Annotated in this window: 26 protein-coding genes; 17 read left to right on the plus strand and 9 right to left on the minus strand. The window is 52.5% G+C overall.

Features of this window, described 5'->3' with window-relative positions:
• Nucleotides 1-73: 73 nt before the first annotated feature.
• The 3 genes from GOC95_RS08160 to GOC95_RS08170 are packed head-to-tail and all read left to right on the plus strand — an operon-like array spanning nt 74 to nt 1422.
• Nucleotides 74-487 (plus strand): FKBP-type peptidyl-prolyl cis-trans isomerase, encoded by a 414-nt coding sequence (locus tag GOC95_RS08160; RefSeq protein ID WP_275356799.1) that lies wholly within the window; start codon nt 74-76, stop codon nt 485-487.
• Between the two features lie 53 nt (nt 488-540).
• Nucleotides 541-966 carry an OsmC family protein gene (locus tag GOC95_RS08165; RefSeq protein WP_194749276.1) on the plus strand — a complete coding sequence of 142 codons (426 nt, stop codon included), beginning with the start codon at nt 541-543 and terminating at the stop codon, nt 964-966.
• A gap of 48 nt (nt 967-1014) precedes the next feature.
• Nucleotides 1015-1422 (plus strand): VOC family protein, encoded by a 408-nt coding sequence (locus GOC95_RS08170; RefSeq protein ID WP_275356625.1) that lies wholly within the window; start codon nt 1015-1017, stop codon nt 1420-1422.
• A 47-nt stretch (nt 1423-1469) separates the two neighbouring features.
• Here GOC95_RS08170 and GOC95_RS08175 read toward each other — a convergent pair whose 3' ends face one another.
• From GOC95_RS08175 to GOC95_RS08185, 3 genes are read right to left on the minus strand one after another with little or no spacing between them, the layout of a single operon-like run.
• A complete protein-coding gene (locus GOC95_RS08175) occupies nt 1470-1787 on the minus strand; it encodes a DUF2322 family protein (protein ID WP_194749278.1) in 318 nt (105 codons plus the stop codon).
• A gap of 26 nt (nt 1788-1813) precedes the next feature.
• Nucleotides 1814-2455 carry a 2-polyprenyl-3-methyl-6-methoxy-1,4-benzoquinone monooxygenase gene (gene coq7, locus GOC95_RS08180; protein ID WP_275356626.1) on the minus strand — a complete coding sequence of 214 codons (642 nt, stop codon included), beginning with the start codon at nt 2453-2455 and terminating at the stop codon, nt 1814-1816.
• A gap of 54 nt (nt 2456-2509) precedes the next feature.
• On the minus strand, nt 2510-3937 hold the full coding sequence (locus tag GOC95_RS08185) for a S41 family peptidase (protein WP_194749280.1): 1428 nt from the start codon (nt 3935-3937) through the stop codon (nt 2510-2512).
• A 172-nt stretch (nt 3938-4109) separates the two neighbouring features.
• Between GOC95_RS08185 and GOC95_RS08190 the strand changes: the two genes are divergently transcribed.
• Nucleotides 4110-4397, plus strand: coding sequence for a SelT/SelW/SelH family protein (locus GOC95_RS08190; RefSeq protein ID WP_275356627.1), 288 nt, complete (start codon nt 4110-4112; stop codon nt 4395-4397).
• 46 nt (nt 4398-4443) lie between these two features.
• Here GOC95_RS08190 and GOC95_RS08195 read toward each other — a convergent pair whose 3' ends face one another.
• The gene (locus GOC95_RS08195) at nt 4444-4998 is read right to left on the minus strand and encodes a C40 family peptidase (protein ID WP_194749282.1); all 555 of its coding nucleotides are present in this window, start codon (nt 4996-4998) and stop codon (nt 4444-4446) included.
• 174 nt (nt 4999-5172) lie between these two features.
• Here GOC95_RS08195 and GOC95_RS08200 point away from each other — a divergent pair, with 174 nt between their 5' ends.
• Nucleotides 5173-7119 (plus strand): ATP-dependent DNA helicase, encoded by a 1947-nt coding sequence (locus tag GOC95_RS08200; RefSeq protein WP_275356628.1) that lies wholly within the window; start codon nt 5173-5175, stop codon nt 7117-7119.
• 19 nt (nt 7120-7138) lie between these two features.
• Nucleotides 7139-7540, plus strand: coding sequence for an alternative ribosome rescue aminoacyl-tRNA hydrolase ArfB (arfB, locus tag GOC95_RS08205; RefSeq protein ID WP_275356629.1), 402 nt, complete (start codon nt 7139-7141; stop codon nt 7538-7540).
• A gap of 146 nt (nt 7541-7686) precedes the next feature.
• Here the strand turns inward: arfB and argJ are convergent, their stop codons facing one another.
• Together argJ and cysS are read right to left on the minus strand one after the other, a co-directional pair.
• Nucleotides 7687-8913: a bifunctional glutamate N-acetyltransferase/amino-acid acetyltransferase ArgJ gene (argJ, locus tag GOC95_RS08210; RefSeq protein ID WP_275356630.1), complete on the minus strand. Its 1227-nt coding sequence runs from the start codon at nt 8911-8913 to the stop codon at nt 7687-7689.
• A 37-nt stretch (nt 8914-8950) separates the two neighbouring features.
• Nucleotides 8951-10312, minus strand: a complete 1362-nt coding sequence (gene cysS, locus GOC95_RS08215; RefSeq protein WP_275356631.1) for a cysteine--tRNA ligase — start codon at nt 10310-10312, stop codon at nt 8951-8953.
• Nucleotides 10313-10578: 266 nt separating this feature from the next.
• Here cysS and GOC95_RS08220 point away from each other — a divergent pair, with 266 nt between their 5' ends.
• From GOC95_RS08220 to GOC95_RS08240, 5 genes are all read left to right on the plus strand, one after another.
• Nucleotides 10579-11736 (plus strand): tetratricopeptide repeat protein, encoded by a 1158-nt coding sequence (locus GOC95_RS08220; protein WP_275356632.1) that lies wholly within the window; start codon nt 10579-10581, stop codon nt 11734-11736.
• A gap of 120 nt (nt 11737-11856) precedes the next feature.
• Entirely contained in the window at nt 11857-13104 is a 1248-nt protein-coding gene (locus GOC95_RS08225; RefSeq protein WP_275356633.1) for a L,D-transpeptidase family protein, read from the plus strand.
• Nucleotides 13104-13667 (plus strand): peptidylprolyl isomerase, encoded by a 564-nt coding sequence (locus GOC95_RS08230; RefSeq protein ID WP_275356634.1) that lies wholly within the window; start codon nt 13104-13106, stop codon nt 13665-13667. Before GOC95_RS08225 ends, GOC95_RS08230 begins: the two co-directional genes overlap by 1 nt.
• A 44-nt stretch (nt 13668-13711) precedes the next feature.
• The gene (locus GOC95_RS08235) at nt 13712-14206 is read left to right on the plus strand and encodes a peptidylprolyl isomerase (RefSeq protein WP_194749290.1); all 495 of its coding nucleotides are present in this window, start codon (nt 13712-13714) and stop codon (nt 14204-14206) included.
• A gap of 3 nt (nt 14207-14209) precedes the next feature.
• Nucleotides 14210-14956 carry a UDP-2,3-diacylglucosamine diphosphatase gene (locus tag GOC95_RS08240; RefSeq protein ID WP_275356635.1) on the plus strand — a complete coding sequence of 249 codons (747 nt, stop codon included), beginning with the start codon at nt 14210-14212 and terminating at the stop codon, nt 14954-14956.
• A gap of 100 nt (nt 14957-15056) precedes the next feature.
• Here GOC95_RS08240 and nusB read toward each other — a convergent pair whose 3' ends face one another.
• From nusB to GOC95_RS08255, 3 genes are read right to left on the minus strand one after another with little or no spacing between them, the layout of a single operon-like run.
• On the minus strand, nt 15057-15527 hold the full coding sequence (nusB, locus tag GOC95_RS08245) for a transcription antitermination factor NusB (RefSeq protein ID WP_194749292.1): 471 nt from the start codon (nt 15525-15527) through the stop codon (nt 15057-15059).
• Complete coding sequence (gene ribH / locus GOC95_RS08250; protein WP_194749293.1) at nt 15524-15973, minus strand: 6,7-dimethyl-8-ribityllumazine synthase; 450 nt, start codon at nt 15971-15973, stop codon at nt 15524-15526. Before ribH ends, nusB begins: the two co-directional genes overlap by 4 nt.
• A 60-nt stretch (nt 15974-16033) precedes the next feature.
• Nucleotides 16034-17707 (minus strand): OFA family MFS transporter, encoded by a 1674-nt coding sequence (locus GOC95_RS08255; RefSeq protein WP_275356636.1) that lies wholly within the window; start codon nt 17705-17707, stop codon nt 16034-16036.
• Between the two features lie 156 nt (nt 17708-17863).
• Here GOC95_RS08255 and phoB point away from each other — a divergent pair, with 156 nt between their 5' ends.
• From phoB to lnt, 6 genes are all read left to right on the plus strand, one after another.
• Nucleotides 17864-18571, plus strand: coding sequence for a phosphate regulon transcriptional regulator PhoB (gene phoB, locus GOC95_RS08260; RefSeq protein WP_194749295.1), 708 nt, complete (start codon nt 17864-17866; stop codon nt 18569-18571).
• Between the two features lie 112 nt (nt 18572-18683).
• Complete coding sequence (locus GOC95_RS08265) at nt 18684-20312, plus strand: hypothetical protein (protein ID WP_275356637.1); 1629 nt, start codon at nt 18684-18686, stop codon at nt 20310-20312.
• 45 nt (nt 20313-20357) lie between these two features.
• The gene (locus tag GOC95_RS08270) at nt 20358-21335 is read left to right on the plus strand and encodes a glycosyltransferase family 2 protein (protein WP_275356638.1); all 978 of its coding nucleotides are present in this window, start codon (nt 20358-20360) and stop codon (nt 21333-21335) included.
• 7 nt (nt 21336-21342) lie between these two features.
• A complete protein-coding gene (locus GOC95_RS08275; RefSeq protein WP_275356639.1) occupies nt 21343-21729 on the plus strand; it encodes a GtrA family protein in 387 nt (128 codons plus the stop codon).
• A complete protein-coding gene (locus GOC95_RS08280) occupies nt 21726-22577 on the plus strand; it encodes a ChbG/HpnK family deacetylase (RefSeq protein WP_275356640.1) in 852 nt (283 codons plus the stop codon). Before GOC95_RS08275 ends, GOC95_RS08280 begins: the two co-directional genes overlap by 4 nt.
• Nucleotides 22568-24046 (plus strand): apolipoprotein N-acyltransferase, encoded by a 1479-nt coding sequence (gene lnt / locus GOC95_RS08285; RefSeq protein WP_275356641.1) that lies wholly within the window; start codon nt 22568-22570, stop codon nt 24044-24046. Before GOC95_RS08280 ends, lnt begins: the two co-directional genes overlap by 10 nt.
• The last annotated feature ends 333 nt before the right edge of the window (nt 24047-24379 follow it).

The following is a 24379-nucleotide window of genomic DNA, read 5'->3' on the forward strand; positions in this document are numbered from 1 at the left end:
GACGTTTTCTGGGAGCAAATACATGAAATCTGGAATGAAATTAATCGGTTGCAGTTTGTTGATGCTGTTGACCATGACGGGTTGCCAGGCGCAATCTAACTCTGCGAATACAAAGGAAGCTACGCAAATGTCTGCCAAGGTGACTGAATTACAAAAAATTGATACGGTGGTAGGCACTGGTCGCGAGGCTGAAGTTGGTTTTAATGTCACTGTGCATTACACCGGTTGGCTCTATGACGCCAACAAATCCGATCATAAAGGCCAGAAATTCGATAGCAGCCTGGATCGCAATTCGCCGTTTAACTTTTTTCTTGGTGGTGGCCAAGTGATTGAAGGTTGGGATACGGGGGTGCAGGGCATGAAAGTGGGCGGCAAGCGCACCTTGATTATCCCTTCTGAGATGGGCTACGGTGCCCGTGGTGCAGGTGGTGTGATTCCGCCGAATGCGCCTTTGGTGTTTGATGTTGAGTTGCTGGGCGTGAAGTAAATAATACCCGTGTCGGTATCATACGTTTTTATCCTTGTGAAATGAGAGTTTAGATGCAAGTCCAGGTGAAGTGGATAGATGGGGTCAGTTTTGTCGGTGAGTCTGAAACAGGCCATGCCGTGGTACTCGATGGTGCACCAGAAAATGGTGGCCGTAATATTGGCATGCGTCCCATGGAGATGCTGCTGATCGGGATGGGCGCATGCACTTCATTTGACGTGGTGACGATCCTGAAGAAAGCCCGTCAGCCCATTGTCGACTGTGTGGCGCAGATTCAGGCAGAGCGTGCTGATACGGTGCCCAAGGTGTTTACCAAAATTCATGTGCATTTTGTGGTGACGGGTGAAGGCCTGAATGCGTCCCAAGTGGAGCGTGCGGTAAAACTGTCTGCCGAAAAATATTGCTCGGCCAGCATCATGCTGCAAAAAGCCTGCGAGATCACACACGGGTTCGAAATCAAGGCGCCGACCTTTGACTAATCTACGCATGATGACACTGGCTGGCATGATCAATCAACGGAGCGTAGCATGAGTATTCCAAAAGGCATGATAGGCATTCGTCACGTCGCGCTGTTTATCAAGGAGCTGGAGTCAGCCGTTGATTTTTATACGCGGGTAGTGGGCATGCAGATCGAGTGGCAGCCCGACCCTGACAATGTGTATTTGACCAATCATGGCGATGTGTTTGCCTTGCACCGCGTCAGTTATACACCGGACCCGATGCAACGGCTGGATCATATTGGCTTTGTGCTGACAGATGCGCAGGCGGTGGATGACTGGTATGCGCATATGGTGGCGCATGATGTGCGCATTACAGAAGCGCCAAAAAGCCATCGGGACGGCTCTCGTGGCTTTTACTGCCTCGACAGTGTCGGCCATTTGCTCGAGTTTATCTATCACCCGCCCATCGTCCGGCATCTCGCGGCGATTGCGTGACTGGACATTAAAAAAGCCTCTAGTGTTAGAGGCTTTTTTGTTTGGAGCTACTCGGTAATGAGCTTGATATTGAGCGTTAGCTCTTTATCTAACACATTGAGCAAGCGGTCGATATTGGGATGCTTGCCTGGATGATCTTCCGCATCCTCGGTATGTTCGGCGTATAAGGCCAATCCCTCTACCGCTGCATCGGTGTTAATTTCACCAAAGACTTTGAACAGATGATGGTAAATCTTGATGGAGCCTTGGGTGCCAGGTTTGTTCTCGATGATCCCGGCAGGCTGATTGCTTTCATCATACAGTTCAATGCGTTTGACGTGATCCGCACTGTCCAGCATCAGAAGATTGTCACTAAATTTTTGCATGGTTGACTCTAGGTTACTACAAATCATTACAAGTGATACGCGGTGCGCGTCATCACTTTTGAAGCCAGCCGCATGGCCAGTTTGACTGGTGCTGGCAACCTGGCGCCGCCCAGTTGCTCTGCGGTATGGGCGTGGTGCTCTTCGTCTTCTTTCATTTGCGCCACAATCGCTTTTGATGCGGTATCGTGAGCCGGGAGCTGTTGCAGGTGACTTTGCAAATGCGCTGACACCTGATGTTCTGTTTCGGCCAGAAAGCCCAGATTCCACTTGTCGCCAAGCAGGCCGGCTGTGATACCCATGCCAAAACTGGCACCGTACCAGAGTGGATTGAGCAGACTCTTGCGCCCCCCCAACTCTTGAATCCGTTGTTCGCACCAGGCAAGATGATCCACCTCTTCACGAGACGCTTGTTTAAGCGCCTCTACATTGGCCGGATCACGTGAAACCAGGGCTTGGCCACTGTACAAGGCTTGTGCGCAGACTTCGCCGACATGATTGATGCGCATGAGTGCCGCAGCATGTTTGCGTTCACGGTCACTTAACGTGTCGGGGGTGGTTTCCGCGGGTGGGTAAGGGCGGCTGGAGACTGCCGGGCTGAACACCGTACGCAAACCCATATCCATGACGGCGATGGCTTTGTCTAGTGTCAGCGGCGGCAAGTTCAGCATAGTGGTGTCTCAAGTAAGGCCTGTTTACACCTGCGGGTGCAAACAGGCAGAACATTATGGTTTGGTTGCGCTTACTTTAGCAGGTTCTGGCGCTTTTTGAACAGGCAAGCCTTTGAGTAAGTTCATAGCCTGAACAAACTGGAAGTCATCCTGAGTGGCTGGCTCAATCGGGCCACGTGTTTCAGCATGTTTTTCTTCCTTGAGTTTTTCAGCAGCGGCGCGTGATTTCGCCTCGTCAACGGATTTGCTGTCAGTCGCATTCTTGCCATCGGTCGGGTTGGACAAGTGGCGCTTCAAGTCTGCTTCATGCAGGCTCAGGCTAGGATCGGAACCATCATCCACCGTCACGTCCGGCACAATGCCCTTGGCTTGAATCGAACGGCCATTTGGCGTGAAATAGCGCGCTGTGGTCAGTTTGATTGCGCTGCCATTGTTCATTGGCAATATGGTTTGCACAGAGCCCTTGCCAAAGCTTTGGATGCCCATAATGGTTGCGCGTTTGTGGTCTTGCAACGCCCCAGCCACAATTTCTGAAGCAGAGGCTGAGCCGGCATTGATCAGCACGACGATAGGCACCGATTTAAACTCTTCTGGCAAATCTTTGAGGTAATCAGACTTGCCGCGACGCGCATAATCCAGAGGGGTTGCATTCAGACGCATCTTGGAGTCTGCGACACGACCTTCGGTGTACACAACCAAGTCATCCTTGGGCAGGAACGCGGCAGAGACGCCTACGGCCGCATCCAGTAACCCGCCTGGGTTGTTACGCAGGTCGAGCACCAAGCCTTTGAGCGGACCTTTATTTTCTGCACGCAAGTTTTTGAGCGCTCTGGCCAAATCTTCACCAGTGCGTTCCTGGAACTGGGTGATGCGAACATAGCCGTAACCTTGTTCAATCCATTTGTTCTTCACGCTTTGTGACTTGATAATGGCGCGTGTCAGGGTGAAGGTCAGCGGTTTGTCCTCGCCTTTACGAATCACGGTCAATGTAATTTTGGTGTCTGGAACGCCACGCATGCGTTTAACTGCATCATTCAGCGTCATGCCACGTACTTGGGCATCATCCAGTTTCATGATCAGGTCACCAGACTTGAGACCTGCTTTATAAGCCGGGCTATCTTCAATCGGCGTAACTACTTTGACCAGGCCGTCTTCCATGGCGACTTCAATTCCCAGTCCGCCAAACTCACCTTGCGTACCTGCTTGCAGCTCTTTATAAGCATCGGCATCCATAAAGGTTGAGTGTGGGTCCAGGCCTTGCAGCATGCCGGACAAAGCTTCGTTGATCAGCTTCTTGTCCTCTACAGGCTCAACGTAATCAGATTTTACTTTGGCAAAGACTTCGGCGAAGACGCGTAATTCATCAATAGGTAATTGAGAGACTGAGGTCCGGTCTGCCCATGCAGAAATATTGATACTGACCAGAATCCCTACAAATACGCCTGCACCCAGCAAGCCGAACTTTTCTAATTTGGAACGCATACCATGCCTTGTGTGATCAAATAAGCGAAGAATATTACTTCATTCAGAATCAGGATGCATCAGTTGATGTCAGCCTGTTGCAGAGAGTAGATAGAACGCTGTTAAGTTCATTTTCCGCTATTTCAATAAAATTGACTATACTCTTCTAGCAAATAATTGTTTAGAGAAAAACATGCAAAAGCCTATCGTAGAAATCGAGTTTTGTACACAGTGCCGATGGTTGTTACGGGCTGCCTGGCTGGCGCAGGAGCTGTTAACCACGTTTGATGGCGATTTGAAGTCAGTCAATCTCGTCCCTGGAACTGGCGGTATTTTGGAGGTGCGCTGTGATGGTGTGGTGATTTTTTCACGCAAAGCCGCAGGGCGCTTTCCAGAAGCCAAGGAGTTGAAACAGCTGATCCGTGATGTGATTGATCCCGAGCGTTCGCTCGGGCACAGCGATACGCCCGTCAGTCCTTAAGCGGGCTTGAGCGAGACTGGTCGTCATCCTGAAGAGGTGATGACGTTTATTGAGACGCTTCTACCTCAAGTCGCTTGGCACCGTTATAGCGCGATTTCCAATAGCGCTCATCCATGTTTTCAATGCGTACCTTTGCCCCCGCGCGTGGCGCGTGGATAAACTGGTTATTGCCGACATAAATGCCCACATGCGAAAACGCAGATTTAAGGGTGTTGAAAAAGACCAGATCGCCCGGTTGCAATTCCTCACGTTTGACGGTGTTGCCCATTTCGCTAATGGTACGGGCTGAAGGGGGGAGCGCAATCTGCGCAGCGTTCATGAACACATACTGTACAAAGCCGCTGCAGTCAAAGCCTGTTTCAGGGCTGCGTCCGCCATATTTGTAATTGACCCCGGTCAGGCTTAAGGCGCGGATCATGATTTCCTCGACCTTTTCAGACCAGCTGCCAGAGACGCCGGACTGACTCTCCATCACCTGCGCTTGGGAGTAGCTGTAGGCGTTTTGCCAGCGCTTGTCATCCCCGGGCGCGGCAACGCTTTTGCACTGGCAGAGCAGTACACTCACGAGTAAGGCTGCCAGCCGGAAAATGGATTTATTCATCACAATCAAGGGCTTGTTATATTGAATTTGAAGCGGTTTAAAAAGTTTTACAGGCTAAACCATGCCATATTTTATATTGATATGCAAGTATTTGGCGCCTTTTGTACGTTGCTTGACTGACTGAAAGTCGCAAAAGTGCTGTCTGTTTTGGCGATGCTCATGGGATAATTACGCATGTCTTTAGCGCAGCAAGTCAGTTCGGCATTTTCAGAAAACGGGTCTTTGGCACAAGCCATGCCCGATTTCCGCAGCCGCCCGCAGCAACAGGAAATGGCGCTGGCCATCGCCGAAGCGATTGAGCAGCAACAGCAGTTGGTCGCCGAGGCTGGCACCGGCACCGGTAAAACCTATGCTTATCTGGTGCCTGCGCTGTTGTCGGGGGGCAAGGTCATTATTTCTACCGGCACCAAAACCCTGCAAGATCAGCTCTTTCAACGGGATTTGCCAGCGGTACGCGAAGCGCTCAAAGTGCCCGTGTCTGTTGCCATGCTCAAAGGGCGCGCCAACTATCTCTGCCATTATCACTTGCAACGTGCCAGCCAAGAAGGGCGCTTTCAGTCGCGCGAGGACGCACAATATATTCCTATCCTGCAAAGCTTTGCTGAACATAGCCAGACTGGCGACAAAGCAGAGTTGGTCGAAGTACCGGAACAAGCGACCGTTTGGCAACAAGTGACCTCCACCCGCGATAACTGTGTCGGCCAAGATTGCCAGTTTTACAAGCAATGTTTTGTCATGGAAGCACGCAAGCAGGCGCTGGCAGCTGATGTGGTCGTGGTCAACCATCATTTGTTTTTTGCTGATGTCATGTTGCGCGATGAGGGCGTGGCCGAGTTGTTACCCAGCGCCAATACCGTGGTGTTTGACGAGGCGCATCAATTGCCTGAGGTGGCTGGTCTCTTTTTTGGCGAGGATATCTCCACCTCACAGTTGATGGATCTGGCGCGGGACAGTCAGATGGCTTACTTGAGCCTGGCCAAGGATTGTGTTGCACTGAGTGAAGCGGTGCCGCCGTTGGAAAAGGCATGCCGAGATTTCAGGCTGGTGTTCCAGTTTGAAGGTTCGCGTATGCCGGCACAAAAGGCGCAAACCATGAAAAATTTTGATGAGGCTTTTCAGCGCATGCTGGAAACACTCGCCGCCCTGACCGCGGTACTAGAAACCCAAGCTGGTCGTGATCCGCTGCTGGAGAAGTGCTGGCAACGCGGTGAAGCATTGCTGGCCCTGTTGCAAGCCTGGTTGAAAGGCAATCACGCCAATCTTGTGCGCTGGGTCGAGGTATTTAGCCAAAGTGTACAGTTACATGCGACCCCCCTCAGTGTGGCGGATGGCTTTGGCAAGCAACTCAATGCGCAGCCGCGTGCCTGGATTTTTACCTCAGCCACGCTGGCCGTTAAAAGTGATTTTAGCCATTACCAGAGCCAGATGGGGCTGTTGGCGGCGCAAACCCGGCACTGGCAAAGTCCATTTGATTATGGTCAGCAAGCGTTACTTTACGTGCCTACAGGGATGCCTGAGCCCAATAGCAGCGCTTATGCTGCTGCGGTCGCTGCTGTGAGCTTGCCGGTGCTGCAAGCGAGCCGTGGCCGTGCTTTTGTACTGTGTACCTCGCTGAAGGCCATGCGCGAAGTGCATGCGCTGCTCAAAAATGCGTTTGAAGAACTTGGCCTCAATTACCCCCTGCTGATGCAAGGCGAGAGCAATCGCACCGAATTGCTGGACCGTTTCCGCAGTCACGGCAATGCCGTCCTCGTCGGCTCGCAAAGCTTTTGGGAGGGCGTGGATGTGCGCGGTGAGGCGCTGTCATGCGTCATCATCGACAAACTACCGTTCGCCCCGCCCGATGATCCGGTCCTGGCCGCCCGCATCGACAAAATGAACGCCGAAGGCAAGAATGCCTTTATGGAGTACCAGTTGCCCTATGCTGTGATTACCCTCAAGCAGGGCGCCGGGCGTTTGATTCGGGATGAGCAGGATGTCGGGGTATTGATGATTTGCGATCCGCGCTTGGTGGATAAACCTTATGGACGCCGTATCTGGCAAAGTCTGCCTCCATTCAAACGCACGCGTGTGCAACAAGAGGTGGAAGACTTCTTTGCAGTGATCAATGGGGTTTCTTGATTTGTGAGGATTGTGCGCCATGCTTGAGATTGCTGCTCACGAATATACCCTCACTGCCATTCGCGCCCAGGGCGCAGGCGGTCAAAACGTCAACAAAGTTTCGTCTGCCATCCATTTGCGGTTTGATATCCCAGCCTCCAGCCTCAGTGAGACCGTGAAAGCCCGCTTGCTCAGTCGCAAAGACCAGCGCATCAGTGCAGAAGGTGTGCTGGTAATCAAGGCGCAACAATACCGCACGCAAGAAGCGAATAAACGCGATGCGATTGCCCGGTTGCATGCGATTGTCGAAGCGGCAAGTCATGTGCACGCGGTACGCCATGCGACCCGGCCAACACTGGCTTCGAAAAAAAGACGGGTGACCGGAAAGTTGTTGCGTGGGGTCGTTAAACAGGGTAGGGGCAAGGTGCTGGATGAGGCATAAATAAGACATACCTTTGCTTGGCCGCTGTCTGGGTTGAAAGCGTTTTGCGTGCGCAAAATAAAAAAAGCCATCACAAAGCATGGGAAGACTTGTGATGGCTTTTTTATTGTGACTGCCTCATTACCGATGAGGCAGTCAGCTAACTATTAGGATCTATAGTCGGCATTGATCTTTACATAGTCATAAGAAAAGTCGCAGGTCCATACAGTCGCATTCGCCGCGCCGCGATTCAATACCACACGCACCAGGATGTCACTTTCTTTCATGACTGCCGCGCCTTGTTCTTCGACATAGCTGGCTGCACGGCCGCCTTTTTCGGCAACCAAAACATCGCCCAGATAAAGTTGCATGGTGTTGACATCAAGGTCTTCAATGCCCGCGTAGCCGATGGCGGCCAGAATCCGGCCCAGATTAGGGTCTGAGGCAAAGAAGGCTGTTTTGATCAACGGGGAGTGGGCAATCGCATAAGCCACTTTACGGCATTCCGCTTCATCTTTGCCTGCTTCAACCTGAATCGTCATGAATTTGGTGGCGCCTTCGCCATCACGCACAATCGCTTGTGCCAGTTCAATCGCAACGTCGGTCAGGGCGGTTTGCAAAGCCGCAAACTCAGGGCTTTGTTCTGTGATCATGGCATTGCCAGCCTCCCCGGTAGCCATCAGAATCAGGCTGTCGTTGGTGCTGGTATCGCCATCGACGGTGATGCAGTTAAACGATTTGTTCACAGCATGTTGAATGATGCTGTCAAGAGCTGGTTGTGCGATAGCCGCATCGGTCGCGATATAGCCGAGCATGGTTGCCATGTTGGGGTGGATCATGCCAGAGCCCTTGCTGATGCCAGTGATGGTGATCGGCTTGCCGTCTATGGTCAGTTGGCGGGAATTACCCTTGGCCACAATGTCGGTGGTCATGATCGCTTCGGCGGCATTTAACCAGTTATCTTCCTGTAAGTTGGCGACTGCATTCGGGATGCCACCTAACAAGCGGTCCATCGGCAGCGTCTCCAGAATCACGCCAGTCGAAAATGGCAGCACTTGTTCCGGGCTGATATTGAGCGCCTGCGCCACACCAATACAGCTGGCGAGTGCATCATCCAGCCCTTGCTGGCCCGTGCCTGCATTGGCACAGCCGGTATTCACCAACAGGGCGCGAATGCCTTTGTTGAGTGTCAGATGCGTTTTACACACCGTCACTGGCGCCGCACAAAACCGGTTCAGGGTAAACACCCCTGAGACGCTGCTGCCTTCAGGCAGGGTCATTACCAGAATGTCTTTACGGTTGGGCTTGCGGATATGAGCCTGGGCAAAGCCAAGTTTGACGCCTTTGACAGGCAGTAGGGTCCCGGCAGCGGGAGCAGTCAGTTTAACGGGCATCCAAGTTCCTTCGTGATTGCTAATGAGTTGTTTTTAATCAGGCACGACGCCAGGTGGTGCCTTGAGGCGTATCTTCCAGAATCACGCCCGCTTCAGACAGGGCTTTGCGAATCCGGTCGGCCTCGGCATAGTTCTTGGCTGTTTTTGCGGCGATGCGTGCACTGATCATGCCTTCAATATCCAGGCTAGTGCTGTCGGTGTCGCCTTGCATAAAGCTTTCCGGGTCACGTTGTAGCAAGCCGATAATCGCAGCCAATTGTTTCAGTAATGCGGCGGTGGTCGCAGATTTATCTTTATTGAGATCGTTGGCAAGTTCAAACAAGGCGGCAATCGCCTCTGGGGTGTTGAAGTCGTCATTCATGGCTGCCTGGAATTTGGCCGCTTGCGGTTGTTGCCAGTCGATCTCACATGCATCGACCTTAATCCCGCGCAAGGCCGTGTACAGGCGGGTCAACGAGGCTTTGGCATCATCCAAGTGCTTGTCAGAGTAATTAAGCGGGCTGCGGTAATGGGCGCGCAGAATAAAGAAACGTACGACCTCTGGATCATATTTTTCCAGCACTTCACGGATGGTGAAAAAGTTGCCCAGCGATTTGGACATTTTTTCGTCATCGACCCGCACAAAGCCGTTGTGCATCCAGTAGTTGGCCATGGTGCAGTCGTGGGTGGCTTCGGATTGGGCAATTTCATTTTCATGGTGCGGGAACTGCAGATCCTGCCCGCCACCATGAATATCAAAGTGCTGGCCGAGATGGGCGGCACTCATCACCGAGCATTCAATATGCCAGCCGGGGCGGCCATTGCCCCAGGGGGATTCCCAGTAGGGTTCGCCAGGTTTGACGGACTTCCACAACACAAAGTCCAGCGGGTCATGCTTGAAACTATCGACTTCTACGCGTTCACCCGCACGCAGGTCTTCCAGGCTTTTGCCGGAGAGCTTGCCGTAATCATTAAAGCTGCGCACTTTGTAAAACACATCACCATTTTGTGCCTGGTAAGCAAAGCCTTTGTCTATGAGTTTGCTGATCATGTCCAGCATGCCTTGCACATGTTCGGTTGCGCGTGGTTCAAGGTCAGGGCGCAAAATGCCAAGCTTGGCCGAGTCCTCGTCCATGGCGGTAATAAAACGCTGCGTCAGACTTTGGATGGTTTCATTGTTTTCGTTCGCACGCTTGATGATTTTGTCGTCAATATCGGTGATGTTGCGTACATATGTCACTTGATAGCCAGTGGCACGCAGCCAGCGCGCCACCATGTCAAACACCACCATGACGCGGGCATGTCCCAAGTGGCAAAAGTCATACACGGTCATGCCGCAGACGTACATATTTACCTGGTTGGGCTGAATCGGCTTGAAGTCTTGCTTGCTGCGTGTAAGGGTGTTGTAAAGTTTTAGCATGCGAATGAAATTGAAGAAGGATGGATGCGTGATAAAATTAGCAGAAATAGTCTGGTGTTTAATTGGTGTTAAGCAGGCAGGCTGCATGTTTTGCCTAAAACAGTCTACAAACAATCCCTTGCTTGATCAGCTTGTTGTGGTTGAGGCGACGCCAAACACAAAATGATGTGTAATTCGTCTGCATATTCACCTAATTTTGCACTGTCTCTAGTACAATCCGAGTATAACATACTGATAAAAATCAACGATTACCCAGGTAATAGCTCATGAACGCAACATTAAAAAAATATTTACTCGTGCTTGGCGTCTTTTTAAGCCAGGCGGCCTTCTCCGATACCGTGCTGGCCGGTCAAACCAATGTCGAGTTGCGCGAAATCAACCAGCTCTCTGAGCAGGGCAATCAGGCAGCAGCGCTGGATCGCGTGAATAACTATTTGGCAGCCAACCCGAAAAATGCCGAAGCCATGTTTATGCGTGGCGTGATTCTGGTCGAGCTGGGCAAGCGGGACGAAGCGATCAAGGCTTTTACCGAATTGACTGACAAATATCCTAGCCTGCCTGAGCCTTATAACAACCTGGCCGTGCTGTATGCGGATCAGGGGCAATATGACAAAGCGAGAAAAGCGCTGGAGTCTGCCATCAAAACGCATCCAAGTTATGCCACGGCCCATGAGAATCTGGGCGATATTTATGCACGTCTGGCCTCTGAGGCTTATGACAAGGCGCTCAAGCTGGATACTTCAAATAGCCGTGCGCAGAATAAGCTGGCCATGATTACGGATCTGTTCGGCGGAAAGCGTGCGCAAGCGCGTCCAGCGACAGCTGTACCACCTGCCGCGAGCGTATCGCCTACGCCGCCCACCAATAATGCGGCTGTGAATCCACCGGCAGCGGTGACGCCACCGGCTGCGACCGCCCCTGTGACCAATAATTCTCCCGTGACAGAGACTAAAAAACCGGTCGTCACTGAAGTAAAACCGCAGGAGATCAAGCCGGCTGAGCCAAAACCAGTAGAGTCCAAGGTCGCTGAGTCCAAGCCAACAGAGTCTAAATCTGCCGACAGTAAATCGTCGGCACAACTCGAGCGCGCAGTGTTGGATGCGGTAAACGCCTGGGCGGATGCTTGGGAGGCACAAAATGTAGAGCGCTATCTGAACAGCTATGCCAAAGATTTTAAAACACCCGCAGGTGAGCCGCGCAAACAGTGGGAATCCACGCGTCGTGATCGCGTGAGCCGGCCAAGTAAAATTTCGGTCAAGTTGAGCAATATCGATGTCAGGATGGAGGGCGACAGCAAGGCAAAAGTCACCTTCCGTCAGGCCTATAAAGCAACCGGCCTGGATGCGAACTCAAACAAAACACTCAATATGGTCAAAGAAGGTGGTCGCTGGTTGATTCAGCAAGAGCGTGTAGGCAAGTTTTAAATTGGCGCACTTGCCTCTGGGGGCCTCTTGCATGATGCATGCTGGTGTTCTTGAGGCGGGTCACACCAAAGCCGCACTGCGGCGCCTGGGGCCTGAGCACACGGGTTTTTACTGAAACAATTGTATAATCATGGTATGAGTCGGTTGAGAAAGTACTGTTGTATTGCGTTTGTCAGCGCTGCGCTTTTGCCCTGGAATGCAACTGCGGTTAACCATGAGGCGTTAACCGCCAGGTTGTTCATGCAAAGCAAAAACACCAATGCGGTAGAGCGCATGTTGGTGCAGACTTTGCAGTCTATCAAAGAAGGTCATTTGCAACAGGCGCTGGATTATGTCGATCAGTTACTCGCCATCTCTCCCAATTTTGCACTGGCGCACTTGATTCATGGCGATCTCTTATCCGCCAAAGCCAGAATCCTGCATGGCTTTGGCGATGCGCATGTCGCCGATGTCAGCCGTATCCAGGACTTCAAAGAAGAAGCCGAGATTCGGATTCGTAATTACTTTGACCGCAATCGTGGCTTGACCCAACCCAATCTGCTGGTTGAGTTGTCCGAAAAACAAAGCCATGTCCTGTTTGTCGATACCGCACGCTCCCGTGTCTATGTCTACGAAAAAGGCAATGACAATGAGCTCAAGTACATGGCTGACTATTATGTCACGATAGGAAAAAATGGCATCGGCAAACAAGACCAAGGCGACAAACGCACACCGATTGGTGTGTATTTTGCCTCGCGCAAACTGAACCGTCCCTTACCAGATTTGTATGGCGATGCGGCTTATCCGCTCAACTACCCGAACGAAATAGATAGCTACGAGCGTAAAACAGGCTCCGGGATCTGGATTCATGGCACGCCACGCGATACCTACAGCCGTCCGCCAAGGGCCAGTGATGGCTGTGTTGTGTTGTCCAATCCTGACATGCAAGCGTTGCAAGGTATTTTGCAAGCAGGCAATACGCCCGTGGTAATCGGGGTGGATTTTCAATGGGTGACACCGGAATCGGCCCGCCAGCAAGATCGTGCCAAGGCTGATCTCAAACAGGCGATCGAGCGCTGGCGTAAAGACTGGATGGCGCAAAATACAGAGGCTTATCTGTCGCACTACACGCCTGACTTCTTTTACTCTGATGGTGATTTGTCTAAATGGGCCAGTTACAAACGCCAGATTCAAGCGTCCAAGCCCAAGGTCAATATCAATTTGTCTGATGTCAGCATGTTCACCTATCCGAACGCCAAGCGCAATATGGTGGTCGTAGACTTTGAGCAGGAATATATTAGCGCTGCGCTCAGAAATGTCATGAAAAAACGGCAGTACTGGGTGCAGGAAAACGGTGAATGGAAAATTCTTTACGAAGGATCAGCTTAATGCGTGTGTGGTCAAAATTAGTAGGTGTGTGCTTGATGTTGGCTGTGAATCTGGCGATTGCAGCAACGCAGGTCATGTTTGAAACCAATCAGGGTAATTTTACGGTAGAGGTTTATCGTGACAAGGCACCTAAAACCGTGGATAACTTTTTGCAGTATGTGAAAGACGGTTTTTACAGCAATACCATTTTTCATCGTGTGATTGGCCGTTTCATGATTCAGGGCGGAGGCTTTGACCGTGACCTCAACGAAAAACCGACCCGCGCACCCGTCGTCAATGAGGCAGCCAATGGGTTGATCAACCAGACTGGCACGATTGCCATGGCCCGTACACCAGACCCTAACTCGGCCACCGCCCAGTTTTTCATCAATGTTGCAGATAACCAGTTTTTGGATTACACCAGCCCGGAACCAGACCGTATCGGCTACTGTGTCTTTGGCAAAGTGGTGTCTGGCATGGATGTGGTATTCAAAATCAGCAACTTACCGACAGGTAACCAGCGCGGTTTTTCGGATGTGCCCTATCGTACGGTCATCATCAAACGTGCAACGATAGTCAATTAATTGAGCTTATTGATTGTCGCAACCTTTAATCAACGGAGAATATTTTGGTCAAACTGACGACTAACTTTGGCGATATCACGCTAGAACTCAACGCAGAAAAAGCACCGATCACGGTCGCTAACTTTTTGAGCTATGTAGAAAAAGGCTTTTATGATGGCGTGATTTTTCATCGCGTGATCAAAGACTTCATGATTCAAGGCGGTGGCTTTGATGTCGACATGAAGCAAAAACCAACTGACGCGCCGATCAAAAATGAAGCCGATAATGGCCTCAGCAATGATAAATATACGATTGCCATGGCACGTACCATGGTGCCAGACTCAGCGTCTGCCCAGTTTTTCATCAACGTGAAAGATAACGACTTCCTCAACTTTAGCGCACCCACCACTCAAGGTTGGGGTTACTGCGTGTTCGGTAAAGTGGTCGAAGGCATGGACGTCGTGGATAAAATCACAGCAGTCAAAACAGCTAGCCGCGCTGGTCATCAGGATGTGCCCGTTGAATCTGTGGTGATTGAAAAAGCAGTTGTGGTTGCCTAGGGCATGACCACCTGGATCATTTCTGATCTGCACTTGAGTGCGCAAAGGCCTGCGGTAACGCAGGCTTTTTTGCATTGGCTAGACACCGTGGTTAGTCAGGCCAACGCATTGTATATTCTCGGTGATTTTTTTGAGGTCTGGGTGGGTGACGACCTGCTGCAAGACGCCGAGTATGGCCGAGCATTTTTGCCTGTCGTCCAGGCGCTTCGGGCTTTGTCGGCACAAAGGGTTCAGCTTTATTTCATGCACGGTAACCGTGACTTCTTAATCGGTGAGGCCTTTGCTGAGGCCTGTGGCCTCACTTTACTCCAAGACCCTGCGCGCTTGCAGATGGCAGGCAAAAGCATTCTGTTGAGTCATGGAGATGCGCTATGCACGGACGATGTGGCTTATCAGCAATTTCGTCAGCAGGTGCGCAGTCCGGCCTGGCAACACGCTTTTCTGTCGCAGCCGTTGGCAGCACGCATTGCCTTTGCCCAAGAAGCGCGTAGCCAGAGTGCGCAAAACAAAGCCAGCCAAAGCATGCAGATCATGGATGTGAATGGCGAGGCGGTCAACCAGTTGATTCGCGATAATCACTATCCGGATGTGTTGTTGCATGGCCATACACACCGGCCAGCGATACATCCTTTGCTGGTCGATCAGCATGCCTGTGAGCGTTGGGTGTTAGGGGATTGGCACGACACCGCAGTGGTGGCACGTTTAGATGCTGCTGAAATGCAGTTGGTGACGTTATCACTTGATGTGTAATTGCTATTTTTCTGCGACTTACTCACTCCGCACATAAAAAAGACAGCGCTTTTAAGCGCTGTCTTTTTTATGTCAGATCCAGGTTCAAACCGTCAAAGAGTTACTTTTTGACTTGTTGACCAAATTCATGCGGACGGACTTGCGCGGCGACTTTATCCAAGACGCCATTGATGTATTTATGGCCGTCTATGCCACCATAAGCTTTGGCGAGCTCCACGCCTTCATTGATCGCGACCCGGTACGGGATGCTGACATCAAACATCAGTTCATAACCTGAAATACGCAAAATGGCATGTTCGATTGGACTCAGTTCTTCGAGTTGACGGTCAATAAACTGGCCGATCATGGCGTCGATTTGCTCGGTCTGCTCGAGTACCCCGGTCAGCAGTTGTTTGAAATACGCTTCATCCGCTTTGAAATAGTCCGGGTCATCCAAACTGTCCAGGCGCAGTTGTTTGACATCGCCCGCATTCATACGGTTGCGGTACAGGGCCTTGAGCGCCAGCTCACGCGATTTTCGGCGGTTTTTACTGCCTTTGCTTTTGCTGGGTGCTGCCTGATCAGCACTCATAGTGCATTCACCAGATTGGCCATTTCAATCGCCACTTGTGCAGCTTCAGCGCCTTTGATGGCCATGCGTGCTTCGGCTTGTTCGTCGTTTTCGGTGGTCAGGATGGCGTTGGCGACGGGCACGCCAGTGTCACGCTGCACTTCGGAAATGCCGCGCGCGGACTCGTTGGACACCACTTCAAAGTGGTAGGTCTCGCCGCGGATGATAGCGCCTAGGGCAATCAGGGCATCGAAGTTTTCTGACAGCGCCATGTGCTGCAGAATCAGGGGCGTTTCGAGCGCACCAGGGACACTGGCAAGCGTAATATCTTCAGCAGCGACGCCCAGTTTGAGCAGTTCTTGTTCGCAGGCGTTAAGCAAACCTGCACCGATATTGTCGTTAAAGCGGGAAAGAACGATACCGATTTTTTTACCGGTACCGTCCAGATTTTGGGCAATTTTGTTCACTTTGAGTCCGTGGGTTAACACATAAAAGTGCTATTTTAACCCAAACGGCTGCTTTACGGATTATGCGAACAATGACCAGGCTTTTTGTACGGTCATCCAGATGCCGTAACTGATGGGGATTAGTACCGCCAGCCAGGCCAGTTTTACCAGTATGGCAGGTGTTGGCGTATCTGTTTTAGCCAGACTGACTGCGTTGTCTGCCGGTTTTTTGCCGCTTTGCTGTTCAGCCGCCAGTTCGCTGTCGGACATGAAGTATTTGTCTGCCACTGGCCGGACCAGCAAATTGGCCGTGAAGCCCACCCCAAGCAAAGCCGCCAGCGTCATGAATATCGGCGCATAAATGTCTGCATACGGAACATGAGCCTCCAGCCTCACATCGTGCATGTAGTTGACGATGACGGGCCCCAAAATCCCTGCGGTCGACCAGGCGGTTAACAGGCGGCCATGAATCGCACCGACAAACTGCGTGCCAAACAGGTCTGCCAGGTAGGCGGGAATGGTCGCGAAGCCGCCGCCGTACATGGAGGCGATCACACAAAACACCAGTAGGAACAAGGCTAGTTGATGATGGTTGGCGGCATAGGTGCCGCAGACATACATCATGATGCCCAGCACAAAAAAGATAAAGTAAGTGGTTCTGCGCCCCAGCTTATCGGAAGAGGTGGCCCAGCCGATACGGCCAAAAATATTGAACAGCGAAATGAGACCGACAAAGCCTGCGCCAACAGCGGCTGCTGTGGCGGTTAATGCTTCGTCTGCCTTGATCTCGGCAAAGCCCAGTTGTGGCTGGCCTATCAATACGCCACCAAAGGTCTCTTGTAACATCGGCGCTGCTGCGCCAATAATACCGATGGCTGCTGACACATTCATGCACAAAATCAGCCATAATAGCCAGAACTGTGGCGTTTTATGGGCATTTTTCAAGTGTACATGCCGGGTGGCTACCAGTCGGTTGTGTTGTACATCGGGTGGCGTCCAGCCAGCAGGTTTCCAGTTGGCGGCGGGGACACGGTAACCCAGCGAACCACAAGTCATGAATACCGCGTAAATCAGCGCCAGCACCACAAACGTTTGCCAGACACCAGGGTCTGTCGGTGTGGCAAACATCGCCATCAGCTTAGTCGCCAGAGGTGAGCCTATCATGGCGCCCCCGCCAAAGCCCATAATCGCCAGGCCGGTCGCCATGCCGCGACGATCTGGGAACCATTTAATCAGGGTGGAAACGGGTGAGATGTAGCCCAGCCCCAAGCCGATGCCGCCAATGACGCCGCTACCCAGCCACATCATCCAGAGTTGATGCTGGTGTATGCCCAGCGCCGAAATCAGTAAACCACCGCACCAGCAAAGCATGGCTACCAGCCCGGCTTTACGCGGTCCTGCCCGTTCCAGCCAGCCGCCCCAAATCGCCGCCGAGCAGCCAAGCAAGACAAAAAATAAGGTATACATCCAGCCCAGATCAAACTGGGTCCAGTTACAGTCGGTGGCGGTCAATGCTTTTGCGGTGCCGGCCAATTTGTCGGCGAAAGTGGATGCGCCTGCAGCACAGGCGGCAACAGGTTTGCCGTCTGGTCCGGTCAATGCATTGCCTAACGGTTTCCAGAACACGCTAAAGCCATAGGCCATGCCTATTGAAAGATGTACTGCCAATGCGGCTGGCGGTACCAGCCAGCGATTAAACTGATTGCCGGCTGTAATGTGTTCTTTGGAAAGATTAATCAAGATAAAGCCCCTCATTTACGTCTGTTACATATTGTTACAATTTGCCCCAAAAGGCAATAACAGTCTTGATTAAATTTATGTGATGTTGTCATTAAAATGTCATAATTAATTCATAAACTGGCGAGCATTCAATTAAGTAGTTTGATCTCAATATTGCTCGAAGGGAGTGTCATGGCTGCAGCGAATATTTTGGTGGTAGAAGACGAACCGGCGATCCAGGAATTGCTGGCGTTGAATATCAAACAGGCGGGGCATCATGCTATCCGTGCCACCAGCGTTGAACATGCACAAATGTTGTTACGCGAAACGATGCCAGACCTGATTTTGCTGGACTGGATGTTGCCTGGCATGAGCGGGATCGAGTTTGCGCGCAGGCTTAAATCTGACAGCATGACCAAAGAAGTGCCGATTATCATGCTCACTGCCCGCGGCGATGAGTTTGACAAGGTGCGTGGTCTAGAAGTGGGTGCGGATGATTATGTGACCAAGCCATTCAGCCCGCGTGAATTAAATGCACGCATCAAGGCCGTGTTGCGCAGACGTGCGCCGCAGATGACAGATGATCCGATTGAAATTGCCGGCTTGCATCTGGACCCGACTACCCATCGGGTGACTGGTCACAATGTCCATATTCCACTGGGCCCTACCGAATTCAAACTGCTGCATTTCTTCATGACCAATCCTGAGCGTGTGCATAGCCGTACGCAACTGCTGGACAAGGTGTGGGGTGACCGTGTCTTTGTTGAAGACCGTACCGTGGATGTGCATATCCGTCGTTTACGCAATGCACTGGTGGCCTCCAATCATCAGGAAATGATTCAGACGGTACGCGGTTCAGGCTACCGTTTCTCCGTGCATACCGATCCTGGTACGCAATAAGCATTCTTCCTTAATTTGACAAAATACGAGCAAGACCATGGGTCTTGCTCTACCATCCGGCAGGGTGTCGTGATACGCTTGCGCCTGTTTCATTTTTTTAATGGCAAGGCCCATGAACGCTGCTGCAAATGCTTCCTCGAATGAGTCACTTTACCGCTGGTTGATCCGGCTGTTTTGGCTTGTACTGGTCGCATGGGTAGCGTTGACCTTCCGTCAGCATGGCATCAGCAATGATGAGTATGTGCAGCATACCTATGGCCAAATGCTGCTCGACTGGTATCAGTCGGGATTCAAGGACCAGGACGCTTTTCATTACCGTAATCTATATCTCTATGGCGGCCTGTTCGATATTATCGCGGCCGCACTCGACCCCTACATCCCGGTCATGATCTGGGATATCCGGCATCTGCTCTCTGCCTTGTTTGGCTTGCTTGGTTTTTATGGTGTTTCGCAATTTGGCCGGTTGCTAGGCGGCCCCCGTCTGGCACTATTGGCAATGACCATGTTGTTTTTGACCGTGTCGTGGTCAGGCACCATGTTTACCCATACCAAAGATGTTCCATTTGCGACCTGCATGCTGTGGGCGCTGTATGCCACCGCCTTGGTGGTGCGCGACATGGAACTGGTGAGTGGCAGAGTCATTGTCCTGCTCGGCTTTGCGGTCGGCGGTGCGCTTGGCTTGCGCGTGGGCGGCGCCTTTGCCGTGATTTATCTGGTTTTGCTGGTCATGCTGCGGGCCTGGCTCGATCATAGGCAACTGCACACGCCGATATTTTCGCGCCTGTTGCGCATGGTATGGGTGTTGCTGCCTGCGGCAGTGCTGGCGTTTGTGTTTATGGCCATGTGCTGGCCGTGGAGCGTGATCGAGGCCGACAACATGCTGGAGGCGGCCAAGTCGTTCTCCCATTTTGACTTTAATATGCAAACCATCGCCAACGGGGTGGTGTATAACATCAGCGAGGTTCCACGCAGCTATTTGTTCCAGTATCTGGCAGTGAAGTTGCCCGAGGCTGCGCTACTAGCGTTTGCCGGGGTCGCCTTGCTCTGGCTGGTGAATAGACGGTCACTGCGACTGGCTGACAACGCAATACGCATGCCTATGTATACGCTGTTGATGGGCATCCTGTTTCCGCTGGTCTTTGTCATGGATGACCGTCCCGCTTTGTACAATGGCGTCCGACACTTTACCTTTATCTTGCCCTTGCTGGCCATCTTGTCTGCCTGGTCTGTGCTCGCGGTTTGGCAGGCCTGCGTGCAGTGCACATCGTCCTTGCATTATCACGCCCAAGCGCTGTGGGCGGGGGTTATCGCCGGACTCATGCTGGTGACGCTGGTGGATATTGTGCAAATGCATCCGTATCAATACGTCAGGTTAAATCGTCTGGTTGGCGATCAGGCACAAGCACAGTTCAAATGGGAGGGCGATTACTGGTCCAGCGCCCTGCGGGCGGCTGCGGCCCAACTCACGGCCCTGCATTTGCCCGCGCGCAGCCAGCCTTATTGGGTGGCCGCCTGTGTGGATACGCCACAAATTGAGCCCTATCTGGATGGTCGCTTCAGTGTCACCCGCCGCTGGGAGGAAGCAGATTTTTTCCTCTCCACCACCAATATGCATTGCCACGAGGTCATGCAAGGCAAACTCATCAGTGGCATCCAGCGCGATGGCATGTGGCTGGCGGTAGTCAAGGACCGTCGTCACTTGCAAGGGGCGGATCGCAAAGCGACGCCAGCCAAAAACTAACCGCAATCCGCTACAATAGTCCCAGTTATTTTTGAGTATGACGCCATGACCACTGCTGTTAGCCATCGCCAATCTGCCCAGCCGCATATGACGGTGATGGTGCCTGCTTACAACGAAGAAAAAAATATTGCAAAAACCTTGCAAAATATCCGGCAAGATTTGCAGCAAATGTCGCCCAACTGGGACATTGTCGTGGTGGATGACGGTAGCCGTGATCAGACCTCACTCGTGGTGCAGTCGCTGGTGGACGAGTGTCGTGTGACCCTGGTCAAGTTCTCCCGCAACTTTGGCAAGGAAAACGCCATCAGCGCTGGCCTGACTTATGCCAAGGGTGAGATCGTCATTTGTATGGATGCCGATGGTCAGCACGCTTCAGATCTGATGTACACCATGCTGGAAAAGTGGCGCGAGGGATATGACATGGTCTATGCCGTGCGTCAGGACCGCGAGCAGGAATCGCCTTTCAAACTCTGGGGATCTCGGCTGTTTTATCGCATGATGAGTAGCAGCACCCATGTGGAAATCCCACGCGACGCCGGTGATTTCCGCCTGATGGACCGTAAAGTGGTTGATGCGCTGTGTGCACTGCCAGAACGCAACCGCTTCATGAAAGGTATCTATGCCTGGGTTGGCTACAAGTCGATCGGCATTCCGTACACCCCATTGCCGCGGTTGCATGGTGAAAGTGCTTATTCAAAACTCAAGCTGATTGCCTTGGCCTGGACTGGCATTACCAGTTTCTCGGTGTTGCCTTTACGTCTGGCCAGCCTGACTGGTGCCACCCTGGCTATTCTGGCGTTTGCCTATGGTTTGCTGGTGGTCATTGATGCGCTATTTTTTCATGAGTCTGTTCCTGGATGGCCCACCGTCGTTGCCAGCATGATGTTCCTGTCCGGCGTACAGTTGTTGTTTATCGGCGTGCTTGGCGAATATCTGGCGCGTGTTTATGATGAGGTCAAAGGGCGGCCACCCTACATTGTGGCAGAAGTCGTCACGCCTGCGCCATCAGCGGATTCCCGCTAAGCGTCCCATGCGTGCCTCGGTACTCGGGTTTGTCAGTGTTGGTGCCTTCGCGGCCGCCGTCCATTATGTCATGGCGCTACTGGCACATGCCTGGGGCCTGTCACCGGCACAGGCGAATTGGATCGGCTTTTTATGCGCATTTCCGGTCAGTTACCTCGGTCATCGGCTATGGTCTTTTCGCGGCACACAAGCCAATCATCTGGCGGCATTCTGCAAGTTTTTTGCGGTGGCCTTATTGGGGTTCTTTGGCAATCAGGCCCTGTTATGGCTGGGGCTGAACTATACGCCGCTGCCTTTCTGGCTGGTGCTCGGCTGCGTGATGGTGATGGTCGCGGCAAGCACCTGGCTGCTCAGCCGCTTTTGGGCGTTTCAACACCATGAGGGCCAAGCATGACGCAGCTCATTATTTGTGCAGATGATTATGCACAGTCCGCCGAGATTGATGACGCCATCCTGGCCTTGATCGAGCGCGGCGTATTGACCGCCACCTCTTGCATGACCTTGAGTCCGCGTTGGTCAGAGAGTGCCCGGCATGTCACGCCAGCCATCCGCAATTTGGCAGACATCGGCTTGCATCTTGATTTCACGCAGTACGCGCACACCTCACGCTTTGCACATCCCGTCCTGATCATGCGCAGCCTGTGCGGCATGCTCAATCCTGCAGATGTGACGTCGAATATCACACAGCAACTGGATGCCTTTGAAGCGGCCTTGCACACGCCGCCTGATTATATTGATGGTCACTTGCATGTGCATCAGTTGCCAATGATCCGCGAATCGTTGATCACACTCATGCAACAACGCTATGGCCATCTGCCCGTGGATCAACGTCCCTGGCTGCGTATTTCCAGCCCGCCAGCAGCAACCGGTCTCAAGGCGCGCATTATTCATTGGCTAGGCGCACAAGCCTTGCAGCGACAGGCAAGTGCGGCTGGTTTCCGGGTCTCGCCAGTCTTATTAGGCGTCTATGATTTTCAGGGCGATGCTGCCGCCTATCAGGCACATTGGATAGAATGGGCCAGACAACTTAAGCATCTGAGGCCTGCCACGCAAAACGAATTGCCACCCGTCCTCATGTGCCATCCTGCCCGGCCAACACAGACGGTGGATCCCTTAGACCCCATCGCCATTGCGCGCATGATCGAGTGGCAAGTCATGCAGTCCGCCGATTTTTCAGCCTGGCTTAAGATGGCGGATCTGCAACCGGTCAAAGGTCACCCGAAAGGCCTGCCATGCGCGTAATCACCGCCTGGCTCAGCCAGGCCTCGTGGATGCAGCAAACCGTTCTTTCATGCCTGTTAGGCGCGTTAACGGTGTTTGGTTTTGCGCCGTTTAATCTGTTTTGGTTACCGTGGCTGACGCTGGCAGCCTTGCTGCTACTTTGGCAGCAGGCGGTCACGCCCGCGCAAGTGTTCAGGCTGGGCCTGGCGTTTGGCTTGGGCTTATACGGTGTTGGTATCTACTGGATTTATATCAGCCTGCATACCTTTGGCGGCATGCCCTGGTGGTTTGCCGGGTTTTGTACCTTTTGTCTGTGCGCCTTCATGGCACTGTTCCCGGCCCTCGCCGCTTATCTGGCAAAAAAAGTCGGTCATCTGCTATGGTCTGCACCACTGCTGTGGGCCTTGTCAGACTGGGTGCGTAGCTGGATTTTTACCGGGTTCCCCTGGTTGACACTGGGCTACAGTCAGGCCCCAGATAGCCCGCTCAGCGGTTTTCTGCCTGTCGTTGGCGTCTATGGCGTCTCGACCTTGCTCATGCTGGGGGCTGCCAGTCTTGCTTGCCTGCTGATCACGCCGCAGCGTAAACCGGCCTTCATCATGCTCGCGCTATTGTGGCTAGGCGGCAGCCTGCTGACACTGGTGCCGTGGACGCAGCCTACGGGAAAACCTGTCTCGGTCGCCTTGCTGCAAGGCAATATTAGCCAAACCATCAAATGGTCGCCTGAGCACGCGGAACAGACCTTGCGACAGTATTTCGACATGGTGCAGCAAACCCAGGCCCAATTGATTGTGCTGCCCGAAACCGCCTTGCCGGTGCTGCTCGACCAACTTGCGCCCAGCTATCTCGATGCTCTCAAACAGCACGCAGTACAGCAAAAAGGCGACCTCTTGGTGGGCGTTGTTGAGTCCAAACAAGACCAGTACTTTAATAGCGCCATCAGCCTGGGCAGCTCTCCCACACAGTCATATTCCAAAAGCCACCTGGTGCCTTTTGGCGAATTTATTCCGCTTAAAAGCCTGTTCGGCTGGATCTACCGTGACTGGCTGCATATGCCGCTCAGCGATTTATCCCGCGGCACATCGAAACAGCCATTGCTGATTGCCGGGCAAAAAGTCGGCGTCAATATTTGCTATGAAGACGTGTTTGGCGAAGAAATTGCCCAGCAACTGCCGCAAGCCGAGCTCTTGGTCAATATCAGCAACGATGCCTGGTACGGACAATCATTTGCGGCCGACCAGCATATGCAATTCAGCCAGGTGCGCGCCATTGAAACCGGGCGGATGGTGTTGCGCAGCACCAATACGGGCGCGACCGCCATCATCGATAAAAATGGCCAGGTATTGCAGCATGCACCGCATGATGAGGCGGTGATCTTGACGGGGGAAGCGCAGAGCTACCAAGGAAAGACGCCTTATGTTTGGTGGGGGAATTGGGCGTTTTTGGTCTTGAGTGCGGCAGGATTGATCTGGATTAGGGTAAGAAGGTAATTCTTGCTGCTTGCGTTTGCGGATTGAAGTAGACCCGTCTTGTCGTGAGTGCAGCCAGGTCTGCGTGGATTTGGTAGGCGATTCTTAGGGCATTCTGTGTCCACATCAAGGTTGATTGATAGAGTAGTAGGGTGGGCATGGATGCCCACGCGGACAGTTGCTTGTAATCTGTGATGTTCTATTTCGCCACTCGGCGAGTGATTTGTCTTTGCTTGCCCAAAGAACAAGTCAGCAAAAGAAAGTGCACCCGAGTTTCCACTGATTCCCTGCGGTGCTCGGCTTAGGAATTTCGTCCATTGCTTTGCCGGACTTTGGCTAAGCGTTCGCGAAACT

The sequence above is a fragment of the Methylophilus sp. YYY-1 genome, from assembly GCF_029132825.1.
Lineage (GTDB): Bacteria > Pseudomonadota > Gammaproteobacteria > Burkholderiales > Methylophilaceae > Methylophilus > Methylophilus glucosoxydans.